Source organism: Cryobacterium zongtaii (assembly GCF_002909375.1).
Taxonomy (GTDB): domain Bacteria; phylum Actinomycetota; class Actinomycetes; order Actinomycetales; family Microbacteriaceae; genus Cryobacterium; species Cryobacterium zongtaii.
In genome coordinates, this window is the sequence record NZ_PPXD01000009.1 from 132,098 (window position 1) to 146,220 (window position 14,123).

At 67.8% G+C, this 14,123-nt stretch carries 16 protein-coding genes; 12 read left to right on the forward strand and 4 right to left on the reverse strand.

Going from position 1 to position 14,123, the window contains the following annotated elements:
• Positions 1-7 precede the first annotated feature (7 nt).
• Positions 8-763, reverse strand: a complete 756-nt coding sequence (locus C3B61_RS08735; protein ID WP_103460260.1) for a GAF and ANTAR domain-containing protein — start codon at positions 761-763, stop codon at positions 8-10.
• A gap of 7 nt (positions 764-770) precedes the next feature.
• Positions 771-1,436, reverse strand: a complete 666-nt coding sequence (locus tag C3B61_RS08740) for a GAF and ANTAR domain-containing protein (RefSeq protein WP_134407901.1) — start codon at positions 1,434-1,436, stop codon at positions 771-773.
• Positions 1,437-1,635: 199 nt separating this feature from the next.
• Here C3B61_RS08740 and C3B61_RS08745 point away from each other — a divergent pair, with 199 nt between their 5' ends.
• From C3B61_RS08745 to C3B61_RS08780, 8 genes are all read left to right on the forward strand, one after another.
• Positions 1,636-2,136: a DUF6328 family protein gene (locus C3B61_RS08745; protein WP_103460262.1), complete on the forward strand. Its 501-nt coding sequence runs from the start codon at positions 1,636-1,638 to the stop codon at positions 2,134-2,136.
• A gap of 43 nt (positions 2,137-2,179) precedes the next feature.
• On the forward strand, positions 2,180-2,896 hold the full coding sequence (locus tag C3B61_RS08750; protein WP_103460263.1) for an MBL fold metallo-hydrolase: 717 nt from the start codon (positions 2,180-2,182) through the stop codon (positions 2,894-2,896).
• Positions 2,897-2,955: 59 nt separating this feature from the next.
• Positions 2,956-3,444, forward strand: coding sequence for a type II toxin-antitoxin system HicB family antitoxin (locus tag C3B61_RS08755; protein ID WP_088457638.1), 489 nt, complete (start codon positions 2,956-2,958; stop codon positions 3,442-3,444).
• 94 nt (positions 3,445-3,538) lie between these two features.
• Positions 3,539-4,384, forward strand: a complete 846-nt coding sequence (locus tag C3B61_RS08760) for a DUF4097 family beta strand repeat-containing protein (RefSeq protein WP_103460264.1) — start codon at positions 3,539-3,541, stop codon at positions 4,382-4,384.
• A gap of 31 nt (positions 4,385-4,415) precedes the next feature.
• The gene (locus tag C3B61_RS08765) at positions 4,416-5,387 is read left to right on the forward strand and encodes an ATP-binding cassette domain-containing protein (protein WP_103460265.1); all 972 of its coding nucleotides are present in this window, start codon (positions 4,416-4,418) and stop codon (positions 5,385-5,387) included.
• 3 nt (positions 5,388-5,390) lie between these two features.
• Positions 5,391-6,230: an ABC transporter permease gene (locus C3B61_RS08770; protein WP_103460266.1), complete on the forward strand. Its 840-nt coding sequence runs from the start codon at positions 5,391-5,393 to the stop codon at positions 6,228-6,230.
• A 67-nt stretch (positions 6,231-6,297) separates the two neighbouring features.
• Positions 6,298-6,759: a GNAT family N-acetyltransferase gene (locus tag C3B61_RS08775; RefSeq protein ID WP_088457634.1), complete on the forward strand. Its 462-nt coding sequence runs from the start codon at positions 6,298-6,300 to the stop codon at positions 6,757-6,759.
• A 69-nt stretch (positions 6,760-6,828) separates the two neighbouring features.
• Positions 6,829-7,713 (forward strand): carbohydrate kinase family protein, encoded by an 885-nt coding sequence (locus C3B61_RS08780; protein ID WP_103460267.1) that lies wholly within the window; start codon positions 6,829-6,831, stop codon positions 7,711-7,713.
• A gap of 25 nt (positions 7,714-7,738) precedes the next feature.
• Here the strand turns inward: C3B61_RS08780 and C3B61_RS08785 are convergent, their stop codons facing one another.
• A complete protein-coding gene (locus tag C3B61_RS08785; RefSeq protein WP_088457632.1) occupies positions 7,739-7,978 on the reverse strand; it encodes a hypothetical protein in 240 nt (79 codons plus the stop codon).
• Positions 7,979-8,140: 162 nt separating this feature from the next.
• Here C3B61_RS08785 and C3B61_RS08790 point away from each other — a divergent pair, with 162 nt between their 5' ends.
• Positions 8,141-9,151, forward strand: a complete 1,011-nt coding sequence (locus C3B61_RS08790; RefSeq protein WP_103460268.1) for a LacI family DNA-binding transcriptional regulator — start codon at positions 8,141-8,143, stop codon at positions 9,149-9,151.
• Here the strand turns inward: C3B61_RS08790 and C3B61_RS08795 are convergent.
• Positions 9,148-10,689 carry a glycoside hydrolase family 43 protein gene (locus C3B61_RS08795; RefSeq protein ID WP_103460269.1) on the reverse strand — a complete coding sequence of 514 codons (1,542 nt, stop codon included), beginning with the start codon at positions 10,687-10,689 and terminating at the stop codon, positions 9,148-9,150. The genes C3B61_RS08790 and C3B61_RS08795 overlap by 4 nt on opposite strands.
• 131 nt (positions 10,690-10,820) lie before the next feature.
• Between C3B61_RS08795 and C3B61_RS08800 the strand changes: the two genes are divergently transcribed.
• The 3 genes from C3B61_RS08800 (at position 10,821) to C3B61_RS08810 (ending at position 14,120) form a co-directional block, all read left to right on the forward strand.
• Positions 10,821-12,176 (forward strand): ABC transporter substrate-binding protein, encoded by a 1,356-nt coding sequence (locus tag C3B61_RS08800; RefSeq protein ID WP_244285888.1) that lies wholly within the window; start codon positions 10,821-10,823, stop codon positions 12,174-12,176.
• Between the two features lie 76 nt (positions 12,177-12,252).
• Complete coding sequence (locus C3B61_RS08805) at positions 12,253-13,212, forward strand: carbohydrate ABC transporter permease (protein WP_103460270.1); 960 nt, start codon at positions 12,253-12,255, stop codon at positions 13,210-13,212.
• Entirely contained in the window at positions 13,209-14,120 is a 912-nt protein-coding gene (locus C3B61_RS08810) for a carbohydrate ABC transporter permease (protein WP_103460271.1), read from the forward strand. Before C3B61_RS08805 ends, C3B61_RS08810 begins: the two co-directional genes overlap by 4 nt.
• Positions 14,121-14,123 lie beyond the last annotated feature (3 nt).

The window sequence follows — 14,123 nt, forward strand, 5'->3', positions numbered from 1 at the left end:
CGCGCCGCTAGCGCGCCTGGGCCACCAGTGCCTCGGCGGAGATGCTGCGGTTCACCACACCGGCCGCCGCAGCGCGCAGGGTGACCGCGTGCGTGCGGGCGTAGTCGCGGAGGGCGTCGAAGGCCTCGCTCATGGTGCAGGAGCGCACCTCGGCGAGAACCCCCTTCGCCTGCTCCACCAGAATCCGGGTGTCCAGAGCGAGGTGGAGCTGCGCGGCCACGACCTCGGGCTGCCGGAAACTGCGCTCGTGCAGGATGCCGACTGTCGCGACATCCGCCAAGGCCTGGGCGAGCTGGGCGTCGCGGTCGCTGAGCGCGCCGGCCTCCGTGCTGAGCAGGTTCATCGCGCCGATGACCTCGCCGTGCAGCCGGAGTGGGGTGGCGTGGGCCGCCCGAAAGCCCTGGTCGAGGGCGGTGCGGCGGAACCGCGGCCAGTCGCGGGGGTCGGTTTCGATGTCGGGAACGCTCACCACCGCCCCGGTCTGGTAGCAGTCGATGCATGGGCCGGCGCCGGCGGCGACGATCATGACCTCGACGATTTCAGCCTCTTCGCTGGTCGAGGCCACCAGTTCGAGCATCCCCGTGCCATCAGCCAGGAGGATGCCGCCTGCCTGTACGTCGAGAAGCTGGGTGCAGGTGTAGACGAGGGTGGACAGCAGATCGACGATGTCGTAGTCGGCGACCAGGCTGCCGGCCACGCGCACAAACGCGTCGTTGATTCTTTCTTCACGGGTGTTGTCAGCCGCGTGGTCTATGGCGTGCATGTCATACCTACTCTGGGAGCTCTGCGAAATTGAGGCGCCGGCTGACGACGGCGTGGGCAATCTCTTGGACGGTATATCCGCTAGAAAAAGCGTAGGCCCGGATTCGTGAGAAAGCATCCGTTGCGTTGATATCCAGCTGGCCGAGAACCATCCCGGTGGCCTGGTGGATCTCCCGCCGGGATTCGATCGGTGCCTCATCGTCGGATGATTCGTGTTCGGCGAGGACTATCGCACGGCGGAAGGCGGGCCCGGCGATGGCGCGACACAGGGAGGTGCCCAGTGCGGCGGCCTGGTCATCGAGGGCCCCGGGGGTGGTGCGGTAACAGGTGACAGTGCCGGTGCAGGCCGCTCCCAGCATGAGGGGAAAGGTGAAGACGGCGCCCACGGTCAGCTCGGCAGCGCTCCGCAGGAATGCCGGCCACCGGTCGGTCAGCGCGAGGTCGGGAACCGATATGAGCGATGCGGTCCGAAACGCATCGAACTGGGGACCTTCACCCAGATCGAATTGCATTTCCTCCAACCGGGCGGCCGTGGGGTCGGTGGCGTGGATCAGTGAGGCACGGCGGTCCTGATCCATCACCGAAATGGCCGCACCCGTGATCGGCAGGAGTTCCAGGAACGGGGAAGCCAACTGCCCGCCCGTCATTCGGGGTGTCCCCGAGACTTCACTCATCAGCACCGCCAGCCGTGTCCATAGTGTCAAAAGGGCACGTGTCATCGAAACGAGTCCGAACCTAAGGTCAACGTTAGTCCTGTCTGGCCCGGCTCGACCAGTCCGAACCGGCTGCGATCCCGGATGCCCGGCGGTACTCTCGTGAGTCCCGACCCACGGCGGCCGATGCTGCCGCTTCTCTTCACGGAAGGTTCAGCCCATGTCGCACTCCTCTCCGGTTCCGGACGTACCCGGCGGCGCCCCCGACGGTCGCGGCGAAACCCCGAATGAGCGTCTGGACCGCAACTGGAATGAGCTGCTCCAGGAGCTCAGGGTCATCCAAACTGGAACCCAGATTCTCACCGGCTTCCTCCTGGCCGCGGTCTTCCAGTCCCGGTTCGAGGACCTCGATGCGTTTCAGCGCGACATCTATCTGGTCCTGGTCGCGACCTCGGTTCTGACGACCCTGGTGGGCCTGGCTCCGGTGAGCCTGCATCGAGTGCTGTTCCGCAAGCACGCGAAGAGCCGCATCATCCGATACACCGACTATTTCGTGCAGGCCACGCTCGCCGGGGTCGCCATCACGGTCGCCGGCATCGGGCTGCTCATCTTCGATCTGGTGCTCGGCCGGGCGTGGGGTGTGGCCTTCGCGGCGTTCATCCTCGTCGTTGTCGCGCTGCTCTGGATTGTGGTGCCGCGCATCATCCGTCGTTCGGCCTGACATCCTGGCCGTTCGGCGCCACGAGCGGTACGGTCGAGCCATCATGAGACTAGGACCGCACCTTCACCGCATCGGCAACGACATCGTGGCCGTCTACCTCGTCGACACTCCCGAGGGGGTGACCGTGATCGATGCCGGACTCGCCGGCCAGTGGCGGGACCTCCTCGCCGAGCTGACCGGTATGGGGCGCACCCTCAGCGACGTCAAAGGCGTCATCCTCACGCACGGTGACGGCGATCACGTCGGCTTTGCCGAACGGCTCCGGCGTGATCACGGCGTGCCGGTCTACGTTCACCCGGGCGACGCGGCTCGCGCGAAGGGCGGCCCCAAGCCGGCGAACGGCCGCCAGTCGATGAAGCTGGGCGCCACTCTGGGCTTCGCGGCGTACTCCCTGCGCAAGGGCGGGATGCGCACCACCTACCTGACCGAGACCGTGGACGCGAACGACGGAGACACGCTGGACCTGCCCGGTGCGCCCCGAATCATCGGCCTGCCCGGGCATTCCGAGGGCAGCATCGCGATCCATGTGCCGATTGCCGACGCCGTTTTCGTGGGCGATGGGCTCACGACCCGTCACGTACTCACGGGCAAGACGGGGCCTCAGCCGGCGCCGTTCACGGATGAGCCGGAGCAGGCGATCGCATCGCTTCGCGCCATTCTCCCCACGGGGGCCACCTGGGTGCTGCCCGGACACGGCACCCCGTGGAACGCCGGCGTTGCGGCGGCCGTCACCGCCGTAGAGAAGGCCGCCCGGGTCTGACGCCAACTCAGACACCACCAATGCTTGACGTGACACCATCGTGGTGTCATGATGGTGGCATGGAACTTGGACCGTACGTCAATGACCTTCAGCGTCAGCTGGTGGATGCCGCGGAGAACGGTGCGGAGGACACTCGCGCCGTCGCCGAGCGCCTCGCCGCCGGGCTGGATGCAGCGGCGCGGCTCGTGCTCCTCGACGTGCTGTCGGCCGCGGTGGGCGAAATTACCCGCGACCTCGCCCCCGGCTCCGTCGACCTGCGGCTGCGCGGCCGCGAGATCGAGTTCGTCGTCACCGCGCCGAACACCGAGCCGGAGAGCGACGAGCGGCCCGCCGCATCCGTCGACCTCGACGAGGCGAGCACCTCTCGCACCACCCTCCGTCTGCCGGACGCCCTCAAGGCGCGGGTGGACGAAGCGGCGGCGGCCGACGGTCTGTCGGTGAACACCTGGCTGGTGCGTGCGACGGCGGCCGCTCTGCAACCCAAGCAACGCCGTTCCGTGCAGCGCACCCTGCGCACCGGCGACAACTTCGCGGGCTGGGCGCGCTAACCCGCCCAGCACGCTGAATACTCCAACCACGCGCACCCGCGGGGTCGGTCCGTCGTACCCACATTGCACAGCCCACAGAGAGGGACGCATCAGCATGCCCACCTACAACACCCCCAACCCGATCGACCTCGCCATCCACCTGCCGGTCGGCGCAATCGACGTCGTCGCCAGCGACCGAACCGACACCGTCGTGACGGTGTCACCCACCAGCCCGGCCAGGGCAGTCGACCGCCGCGGTGCCGAGGAGACCAGAGTGGACTTCGACGGCCAGCGTCTCACCGTCACCGGCCCGAAGCCCCGCTTCAGCATCATCGGCCCCAGCGAGTCGGTGGACGTGCTCATCGAGCTGCCGATGGGATCGCGGCTCACTGCCGAGATTTCATCGGGCAATGTGCGCGCAACCGGACGCCTCGGCGCCACCCGGATCAAATGCTCGAACGGTGCGGCGGAGGTCGATACCACCGGCGACCTGTGGCTGCGCGCCGGCAACGGCAACGCCACCGTCGGCGCCGCCGAGGGAGACATCGAGATCACCGCCGATCACGGTCAGCTCCGGATCGGCACTGTCACCGGCAACGCGATCCTCAAGGCATCGCACGGCAACATATCGGTGGGGGAGTCCGGCGGCGATCTCGACGCGAAGCTCTCCTACGGCGACCTCGAGATCACCCGGGCGCTCGCCGCCGTGTCGGCGAAAACCGCCTACGGCAGCATCCAGCTGGGAGAGATCTCGAGCGGGTCGGTGCAGGTCGAGAGCGGCTTCGGCCAGGTCAGCATCGGTGTGCGTCCCGGCGTTCCCGCCTGGCTCGACCTGGCCTCCAAGAACGGCCGCCTGCGCAACGAGCTCGACGGCGACAGTGCCCCAGACCCGTCCGAGCAGACCGTGGCGGTGCGTGCGCGCACCGCGTTCGGCGACATCGGCATCCACCGCGCGCGCTGAGTGCGCGCACCGAAGCGAAGGGTAGAACATCATGACCACCACCGCGATCGCCGTGCAGGGATTGCGTAAGTCCTACGGCAGCAAGACCGTTCTCGACGACGTCGACCTCACCGTGAAGGCGGGCACCGTGACCGCGCTGCTCGGCCCGAACGGCGCCGGTAAGACCACCACCGTGCACATCCTCTCCACGCTCGTGCGGGCGGATGCCGGCACCCTCACCGTCGCGGGATGCGACGTTTCGCGCGACCCCGACGGTGTGCGCGCGGCGATCGGTCTCACCGGCCAGTTCTCCGCGGTCGACGGCCTGCTCACCGGCGAGGAGAACCTCCTGCTGATGGCCCGGCTGCGTCACCTCGGCGCGAAACGCTCGAAGTCGCGGGTGGCCGAACTGCTCGAGCAGTTCGACCTCGTCGAGGCCGCGCGCAAGCCACTCGCCACCTACTCCGGCGGCATGCGCCGCCGCCTCGACCTCGCGATGACCCTGGTCCAGGCGCCGAGCGTGATCTTCCTTGACGAGCCCACCACGGGCCTGGACCCGCGCAGCAGGCACACCGTGTGGGACATCGTGCGTGGCCTGGTGTCGGAGGGCACCACGGTCTTGCTCACCACCCAGCACCTCGAGGAGGCGGACCAGCTCGCGGACCACATCGCGGTGCTCGACGGCGGTCGCATCGTCGCCGACGGCACGCCCGACGAGCTCAAGAGCCTCGTACCGGGCGGTCACATCCGGCTTCGCTTTGCGGATGCCGCGGCGCTGGACACCGCCGCCCGCCTGCTCAAGCAGTCGGCTCGCGATGGCTCTGCTCGTGATGACGCCGGACTGGTGCTCACCGTGCCCAGCGCCGGCGGCGTCGGCGCGCTGCGCGCCGTGCTGGACCGCCTCGACGCGGCCCATCTCGAGGTCGACGACCTCAGCATCCACACCCCGGACCTTGATGACGTGTTCTTCGCGCTGACCGGCACGAAGGAATCGTCCGGCCGGGCCGATTCGAAGGGAACTTAAGTCATGACCACCATCACCGCCCCGCGCCCGACCGTGCAGGGCAGCCGTCATCGGTCCTATGTCGTGACCGACGCGATCACAATGCTGCGCCGCAACCTGCTGCACATGATTCGCTACCCGGGCCTGTCAGTGTTCACCATCGTGGGTCCGGTGGTGATCCTGCTGATGTTCGTGTTCGTCTTCGGCGGCACCCTCGGGGCCGGCCTGCCGGGCGTGGACTCGGCCGGCGGGAGGGCGGCGTACCTCGCCTACGTGATGCCGGGCATCCTGGCGATCACCATCGCCGGCACCGCCGGCGGCACCGCCACGACGGTCTCGATGGACATGACCGAGGGCATCACCGCGAGGTTTCGCACCATGGCGATCTCCCGCGCGGCGGTGCTCGCCGGGCACGTGCTCGGCAACACCATCCAGGCGATCATCGCCGTCGCGCTGGTGCTCGGCGTCGGTGTCCTGATCGGGTTCCGGCCCACCGCCACCCCCATCGAGTGGCTCGCCACCTTCGGCCTGATCGCGCTGATCGCCTTCGCGATCACCTGGATCGCCGTGGGGATGGGCATGCAGGCCAAATCGGTGGAGACGGCGAGCAACCTGCCGCTCCTGCTGGTTTTGCTGCCGTTCCTCGGCAGCGGCTTCGTACCGACCGAGTCGATGCCGGCCGGGCTGCAGTGGTTCGCGGAGTACCAGCCGTTCACGCCGATCGTGGAGACCCTCCGCGGGCTGCTGCTCGGCACCCCGCTCGGTTGGAACGCTGTGCTCGCGGTCGGCTGGTGCGTGGTGATCACGGTCATCGGCTACGCCTGGTCGATGATCATCTACGAGCGCAAGTCGGTGCGTTCCTAGTCACGCCGCCCGGGCTCTCGCGAGTTGACTTGCGGATCGCGATGAACCGCCCCAGTGACCTGGGCCCATGTCGTCCCTCACTCCAGTGTCGCCCGGCGATACGGCCGACCTGACCGACTTCCTCCGCGAGGTAGATCTGACGCTGAGCGGGCTTGACGCTCCCACGGTGCACCTCTGGATCGAACGGGATGCGGTCGGCAGCATCGTGGCGTGCACGGGATTCGAGCTCAGCGATGACCAGGAGCACGCGCTCATTCGGAGCGTGGCGGTTCATCCACTCACCCAGCGAACCGGCGAGGGCACCCGGCTGGCCCTGTTCGCCCTGGCGCGGGCTGCTGAAAGCGGAGCGCAGCGGGCGTGGCTGTTCAGTCGACGGTCCGGGCCTTTCTGGCAGAAACTGGGCTTCGAGGCTGCCGACCGCGACGACCTCGCCAGGGCGCTCGCCGGTACCCACCAGGTGCAACACTTCGTCCAATCCGGCCAGCTCAGCCGTGAGGTTGCGTGGTCTCGCCCGCTCCGAGCCGGGTAGGGACCGGCAAAAATCCGCACCGGCTGTGGCACATCGAGTCGCCAAGCGGCCGTGCCGTAGCCTGAGCGGATGAGCAGAGCATCCGCTGGGGGCGCCATCGGCGCGGGTCACATCGTTGTATGCGGACCGGTGTCGTGGAACACCCTCGTCTACCTCGACCAGCTGCCGGAGCCGCGCCCGCACGTCACGTTCGCCCTCGAGGATTTCCAGACCGTCGGTGGCACCTCCGCGGGAAAGGCGCTGCACCTGACCGGGCTCGGGCGGGCTGTCGAATGCCAGACCCTGCTCGGCGACGACGACACGTCAAGACGGGTGCGTTCCGTTCTCGAGGCGGCGGGAATCCAGGTGACCGCGTCGGTGGTGCCGGGTGCCGGCGAACGACACCTGAACCTGATGACCCGGGCGGGGGAGCGGGTCTCCGTGTACCTCTCGGTGCCGGCGTTCACCGAACCCGACGTCGCCCAGTTCACGGCGTTGAGCCGGGGCGCCGCAGCCCTGGTGATGGACCTCTCCCAAACCTCCCGAGCCCTGCTCCCCACGGCTATCGCGGCCGGCGTCCCCGTCTGGACCGATGTCCACGACTATGACGGCCGGTCCGAGTTCCACGAGCCCTTCATCCGGGCGGCCGACTACATCTTCATGAATGCCGACGGCATGAGCGATCCGTCGGCGTTCATGCGGGCCCGTGTGGCGGCCGGCACCACGGCCGTCGTGTGCACGCTCGGCGCAGAGGGCGCCATGGCCGTCGACGCCGAGGGCCTGCACCGGGTGGCTGCCGTGCCCGTTCAGGTGCGGGACACGAACGGCGCCGGCGATGCATTCTTCGCGGGTTTTCTCGACGCCACCCTGTCAGGCGCCTCCACGGAGGCGGCGCTCGCCGCGGGCGCCGACCAGGCGACAGTTGCTCTGCGCACGAAACACCTGCACCCGGCGTTGGAGACGCTGTTTCCCTAGCTCGCGGGGTCAGGGGGCGATGCGCCTACTCCTTCGAGAAGGCGTTCGGTTCGAGGCCCGCGATGCGACGGGCGTGCTCCTGAAGCGCCTCGTCAGTCACCTGGTGGCCGCCGTCGGCGAAGCGTTGGCGTAATGCAACCAAGACCTGGGCCTCGTCGTGACCGGCCAGGTCCGCTTCCTGCTGCAACAGGATGCCCGCCACTTTGTCGTCCTCGGTTGTGCTGTGCTGGGCCTGAATCGGTTCGTCCTGGGTGTCGCCGGGCATGCTGTCCTCCGTTGGCAGAAACTCGTGGGGACCATTGTGCCTCACGAAGCTCCGAGCGGACGCAGGATTGTGCACCATGACACAGCCAGGCCCATCGACGGAGGTGTGCGAGGATCGACGAAGAGTGCTGAACCGCGGCACGTGAAGCGGGATGGAGGCAGCATGGCAAGGCCACCAGGCATGGTTGATGTCGCCCGGCTTGCCGGTGTCTCCCATGTCACAGTGTCCCGTGTCCTGAACGGGTATCCGCCGGTGCGGCCGGAGACCCGCGAACGAGTGCAGGCCGCCATCGACGAGCTCGGTTACCGTCGCAACAGCATCGCCCGCGCCCTGAAGAGCGGACGGTCGGCGACGATTGGCGTGGTGATCGCGGGCTCAGAGCTCTTCGAGCTGCCCCGGGTGCTGCTCGGCATCGAGACCGAGGCCAAGGCGGCCGGATACTGGGTCAATCTCGCCAGCTGGCACGGTGGCGACACGGCCGACCTCGAAGAGGCGCTGAGCCGGTTGACCGACCAATCCGTGGAGGCGATCGCTGTGATCGCCGACCGTCCGGTCGCGGTGGAGGCGCTCGAGAACGTGAAGATCACCGTTCCGACCGCCGTCGTGATGTCGGGTCAGGTGGAACGGGCCGGTCTCGGCTTCGTGGAGCTCGATCAGCAGCTCGGCGCCCGACTGGCCGTTCGTCACCTGCTCGATCTCGGTCACACCGACGTCGTGCACCTCAGTGGAGCGCTACGTACCTACGACGCCAGGGCGCGCGTCGAAGGCTGGCGGGACGAGCTGGCGAAGGCCGACGTCGCTGCCCCTGTGGTTCTCGAGGGCGACTTCACCGCCGAGAGCGGTTTTCAGCTGGCCAGTCAACTTGTCGAGCGTGGCGGTCCACTGCCGACGGCCATCTTCGCCGGCAACGATCAGATGGCCATGGGCGTGCTCGCAGCATTCGCTCAACACGGCATCCGCGTGCCCACCGACGTTTCCCTGGTCGGGTTCGACGACATGGCGGGGGCCGGCTTCCTGGTGCCGGCGCTCACGACAGTGCGTCAGGACTTCGTGACCCTCGGTGCCCTCTCCATCCGGATGCTCATGGGCATGCTCCAGGGTGAAGCGCCGGCGATCAAGCGGATCCCACCGGATCTGATCGTGCGCGCCAGCACCCTGCCGCCGTCCCGCTAGCAAGCTCCGGCGTAGGTGAACCCGGTGAACCGGGCGGACGCGATCGTCGGTTGCCCGTTCGACGTGGCGTACGGGCCCAGCACGACGCCCACAAACCCGCCCACACGTTCCGTGCTGAGGTGCCGCCCGTCAACCCGCCCTAGTGGGCGCGGTTCCAGGTCATCGACGGTCGCGAACTCCACGACGTAGCCCAGCCCTACGGCGCCGACGACGATTCGCACGGCACCGTCGGGCACGCTCACCCGGTTGCACTCCGTGCGCACGCTTCCGGCGACCACCGTGAGTACGATCTCGCGCCCATCCTGACCTCGCTGCACCGTGACGGTGGCGTACCCGGTTGCCCCCTGATGGATCGCGTAGCCGGCTTCCTCGCCGGTCGCGGTCGGCTCGAAATCGACCACGAGCGACGAGGTGAACTCCGGATGCGCGTGCCGCCGCCCGAGGAAGGCCGGCCGGCCGACGCCAGCCAGGGTGTCGGGCCGAAGCGCGAGGGTGAAATCGCCGGTGGGATCCGCCACGGCGGGCAGTTCACGCAGCGAGACCCAGCCCAGGCCAGGGCGGCTCGGGGCCGATCGAACCGCCGTCACGGCGGCATCCGGTCCGGCCGCCAAACTGATGCGGGGACGTTCGTCGACGCTGCGCACTTCCCCGATTCCGGGCGCGAAGACCGGCCCCCGCGGGGTCCAGTCCACGCGTACCAGGAAGACCTCCCGGCCCAAGAGGTGGTAGCCGGAGACCGGGCGGGTGGCGAGGAGTACCGCCCAGGTCTCGCCATCCGCGGTGTCGACGAGGTCGGCGTGACCGACGTTCTGGATGGGCGTATCGGGGGCCAGGTGACGATGCGTGAGCAGGGGATTGCGGGGGTCACCGAGGTAGGGCCCGGTCACGGTCTCGGCGCGGGCCACGGTGACGGCGTGGTTGCCCTCGGTTCCGCCCTCGGCGGCCACCAGGTAGTACGCGCCGTCCCGCCGGTAGAGGTGCGGGGCCTCGACCCAGGCGCCGCGCATCGCGCCGTGCCACAGGATGTGACTGGGCCCCACCAGCCGCAACGTGGTGAGGTCGAGTTCCCGCATCCAGAGCTCGCCGGGGCCCGTGACCGCCGGTTCGGCCGCATCGCGGCAGCCGGTGAACCAACACCGACCGTCATCATCGAAGAAGAGGGAGGGATCGATGCCCTCGGCCTCGAGCACAACCGGGTCGGACCACGGCCCGTCCGGTTCGGCGGCCGTCGCGAGGATGGTCGTGGCCCCCTGCCGACCGCGGGTGATGGTCGTGACCACGTAGAAGAGCCCGGCGTGATGGCGGATCGTCGGCGCCCACAGGCCGTCCGAGACGTGGAGGCCGGCGAGGTCGATGACGCCAGGCCGGTCGAACACGTGACCGATCGGCTCCCAATCGATCAGGTTCGTGCTGTGGAAGATCGGGATGCCTGGCAGGAACGTGAACGAGGAGACCGCGAGGTAGTAGTCGTCGCCCACCCGGCAGACCGAGGGGTCCGGGTGGAAGCCGGAGATGACGGGGTTCGAGAAGACAGGCATGGGTTCCCTTGGGAGACGAAAAGCAGGCTTGACAGAATGACAACGTTAACATCACTATAGATCTCGGCACCACAAGCCACCCAACGCATCCGGCATCCGTCGGAGCGATGACACGTCGAAGGAGATGTGGGATGTCTATTGCCCAGGCCCAGGGATTGAATGCCCGGAGCGGAATCCGGCCCCGCCGCGCGCTCACAATCGGCGGGATCGTGGCGACCGCCGCGCTCGCATTCATGCTGTCCGGCTGCTCCAGCGCCGCCGAGTCCTCCTCGGACGGACCGGTCACATTGGAGTTCTGGACCTACAGCCTCAAGGGCGGTGACCCCGCCGCGGAGGCCATCATCGACACCTACGAAAAGGCCAATCCCGGCGTCACCATCAAGCTCTCTGAGGTCGGCGGAACCGCCGAGACCTCCTCCAAGCTGCTCGCCGCCGACCGCGCAAACGAGACCCCCGACGTCGTACAGGTCGAGTACCGCGCGCTGCCGTCGCTGGTTGTTGCCGGCGTTGTGAAAGACATCACCGCCGACGTCGCCGACTCGAAGGATGCCGTCGACGAGAACGTGTGGGAGCTAACCACCCTGAACGAACAGGTGTACGGCGTGCCGCAGGACATCGGGCCGATGATGTTCACCTACCGGGCCGATCTGTTCGAGCAGTACGGGGCCAAGGTCCCGACCACTTGGGCCGAGTACGCCGAGGCCGCGGCAGTGATTCGCGCCGCGGACCCGACCGCCTACATCGCGAGCTTCTCGGCGACGCAGTTCGAATTCTTCGCCGCCCATGCCGCCCAGGCCGGAGCCGAGTGGTGGACCAACGACGGCGAGTCCTGGACCGTCGGCATCGACAGCGAGGAGTCCCTGGCCACCGCCGACTACTGGCAGGACCTCGTGGATAGGGATCTGGTCATCGTCGAGCCGCTGCTCACCCCGGAGTGGAACGCTCAGGTCAACTCGGGCAAGATCCTCAGCTGGGCAGCCGCGTCGTGGGTGCCGAGCGTCATCTACTCCGTCGCACCCGACACCGCAGGCAAGTGGGAATCCGCGCCGCTGCCGCAATGGACGCCCGGCGATGCGGCCGTGTCGTTCCAGGGTGGATCCACCTTCCTCGTGCCCGAGAAGTCCAAGAACGCCAAGGCGGCCGCAGAGTTCGCGGCCTGGCTCGGTGCCTCAGACGAAGGCTCAGAGCTCCTGTTGAGCCTGGACATCTACCCGGGCGGAAACGCCGGTCGAGAAGCGACACTTACCGCCGATCCGCCCAAGCTGATGCCGCAACAGACCGACTTCTACGCGGTCGCCGACCAGGTCATCACGGACACAACCATCCCGGTGACCTGGGGACCGAACGTGAACGTGGCCCAGACGGCGCTCGGTGACGCACTCAATGCCGCCGCGCTGAACAAGGAATCGTTCCGTGACGTGTACAAGGCCACCCAGGCCACCGTGGTCGAAGACCTCGAGACGCAGGGCTACACAGTCTCAGAGTGATCCGGTTCCGGGGGCGGGGCCACCGCCCCCGGAACCACCCGCAGCTGCCGCCTCCAACCCCAGATCAGGACCGACTATGACCGTCACCGTCGCCCGGACCCCACCGCTCACCGACCGACCGAAGCCCGCACGCCGGCGCTCCCACCGCAGCTCCCTGGTGCCGTGGATGTTCGCCGCTCCGGCGATCCTGTTTTTCGTGGTGTTTCTGATCATCCCGATCGGGTACTCCATCTACCTCAGCTTCCGCGGCTTCCGCGTCGAGGGCGGCGGGGCATTCGGCCGCCGCGTCGAGACCTGGATCGGCTTCGACAACTACGCCGCGGCCCTCACCGATCCCGAATTCGTGGCAGGGCTCGGCCGGGTTCTCATTTACGGCGTCATCGCCATCCCGAGCGTGCTCGGGCTGGCCCTGCTGTTCGCGCTCCTCCTCGACACGCCCCGAGTGCGCGCCCGCAGCTTCTCGCGCACCGCGATCTTCATCCCGTACGCCGTGCCTGGGGTGATCGCGAGTCTGCTGTGGGGCTTCCTGTATTTGCCCAGCACCAGCCCGGTCAACTTCATCGCACGCGAACTCGGTGCCGGGCCGCTGGACTTCTTCGGCTACCCCGCCCTGTATTTCTCCCTCGCGAACATTGCGCTGTGGTCGGGGGTGGGTTTCAACATGATCATCATCTACACCTCGCTGCGTGCCATCCCGTCGGAGATCTACGAGGCTGCCCGCATCGACGGAGCCAACGAGCTGCAGATCGCCTGGCGCATCAAGGTGCCGCTCGTCTCTCCCGCGCTCGTGCTCACCGGGCTGTTCTCGGTGATCGGAACCCTCCAGCTCTATAGCGAGCCCGCGACGCTGCGCCCGATGACCACCACCATCTCTTCTACCTGGGTGCCACTGATGAAGATCTACCAAGAGGCGTTCATGAACGACAACCTCGGCGGGGCGGCAGCGGCGTCGGTCGTGCTGGCGGGCGGCATCCTGCTGTTCTCGCTCGTCCTGCTCCGCTTCTTCCAGCGTCGAACCTTCGGAGAAAACTCATGAGCACCCTCACTCGCTCCCGCACTGCCCCACCACGGCCAGGCTCCCGCCGCATTGATGGCCGCGGCACGGTCAAGCGACGCGCGTCCACCCCGCGGCTGGCCACCACGGTGCTGCTGCTGGGCGCGCTGTACTGCCTGATCCCCGTCGCGTGGGTGGTGATTGCCTCTTCCAAGTCGCCCCGTGAACTGTTCACCACGTTCTCGTTTTCTCCGGGCAGCGGCTTCATCGACAACCTGGTCAGCCTGAACGACTACGCCGGCGGGCAGTTCTGGCAATGGGGCCTCAACAGCCTGCTCTACGCCGGCGTCGGCGCGCTCGCGTCGACCCTCGTCTCGGCGATGGCCGGCTACGCGCTCGCGAAGTTCCGCTTTGCCGGTCGCGACCTGCTTTTCGCGGTCATCCTCGCCGGGGTGCTGGTGCCCGGCATCGTGCTGGCGGTGCCGCAGTACCTGCTTCTGGCCAGCGTCGGAATCGCCGGCTCGTATTGGTCGGTCTTGCTGCCCGTCATCATCAACCCGTTCGGGATCTTCCTCTGCCGGGTATTCGCCGCGGCGGCCGTGCCCGACGACACCCTTGAGGCAGCCCGACTCGACGGTGCCAGCGAGGTGCGGATCTTCGGTGCGATCGCGCTGCCGATGATGTCTCAGGGGCTCGTGACGGTGTTCCTGCTCCAGTTCGTGGGCATCTGGAACAACTTCCTGCTGCCGTTCATCATGCTTTCCGACCAGAGCAAGTACCCCGTCACACTCGGTCTGTACACGTTCCTTTCCAAGGGCGCGGGCGACAGTGACCTCTACCCCCTGGTGATCATGGGCTCGGCGGTCTCGATCATCCCGCTGATCATCCTGCTTCTGGTGCTGCAGCGATTCTGGCGGGCGGACCTCCTGGCCGGCGGCCTCAAGGGTTGAGCA

Bases quoted from the DNA above. Each gene is read 5' to 3' on its own strand.
- C3B61_RS08735 (WP_103460260.1), bottom strand. From the start codon at position 763: ATGCACGCCATAGACCACGCGGCTGACAACACCCGTGAAGAAAGAATC.
- C3B61_RS08740 (WP_134407901.1), bottom strand. From the start codon at position 1,436: ATGAGTGAAGTCTCGGGGACACCCCGAATGACGGGCGGGCAGTTGGCT.
- C3B61_RS08745 (WP_103460262.1), top strand. From the start codon at position 1,636: ATGTCGCACTCCTCTCCGGTTCCGGACGTACCCGGCGGCGCCCCCGAC.
- C3B61_RS08750 (WP_103460263.1), top strand. From the start codon at position 2,180: ATGAGACTAGGACCGCACCTTCACCGCATCGGCAACGACATCGTGGCC.
- C3B61_RS08755 (WP_088457638.1), top strand. From the start codon at position 2,956: ATGGAACTTGGACCGTACGTCAATGACCTTCAGCGTCAGCTGGTGGAT.
- C3B61_RS08760 (WP_103460264.1), top strand. From the start codon at position 3,539: ATGCCCACCTACAACACCCCCAACCCGATCGACCTCGCCATCCACCTG.
- C3B61_RS08765 (WP_103460265.1), top strand. From the start codon at position 4,416: ATGACCACCACCGCGATCGCCGTGCAGGGATTGCGTAAGTCCTACGGC.
- C3B61_RS08770 (WP_103460266.1), top strand. From the start codon at position 5,391: ATGACCACCATCACCGCCCCGCGCCCGACCGTGCAGGGCAGCCGTCAT.
- C3B61_RS08775 (WP_088457634.1), top strand. From the start codon at position 6,298: ATGTCGTCCCTCACTCCAGTGTCGCCCGGCGATACGGCCGACCTGACC.
- C3B61_RS08780 (WP_103460267.1), top strand. From the start codon at position 6,829: ATGAGCAGAGCATCCGCTGGGGGCGCCATCGGCGCGGGTCACATCGTT.
- C3B61_RS08785 (WP_088457632.1), bottom strand. From the start codon at position 7,978: ATGCCCGGCGACACCCAGGACGAACCGATTCAGGCCCAGCACAGCACA.
- C3B61_RS08790 (WP_103460268.1), top strand. From the start codon at position 8,141: ATGGCAAGGCCACCAGGCATGGTTGATGTCGCCCGGCTTGCCGGTGTC.
- C3B61_RS08795 (WP_103460269.1), bottom strand. From the start codon at position 10,689: ATGCCTGTCTTCTCGAACCCCGTCATCTCCGGCTTCCACCCGGACCCC.
- C3B61_RS08800 (WP_244285888.1), top strand. From the start codon at position 10,821: ATGTCTATTGCCCAGGCCCAGGGATTGAATGCCCGGAGCGGAATCCGG.
- C3B61_RS08805 (WP_103460270.1), top strand. From the start codon at position 12,253: ATGACCGTCACCGTCGCCCGGACCCCACCGCTCACCGACCGACCGAAG.
- C3B61_RS08810 (WP_103460271.1), top strand. From the start codon at position 13,209: ATGAGCACCCTCACTCGCTCCCGCACTGCCCCACCACGGCCAGGCTCC.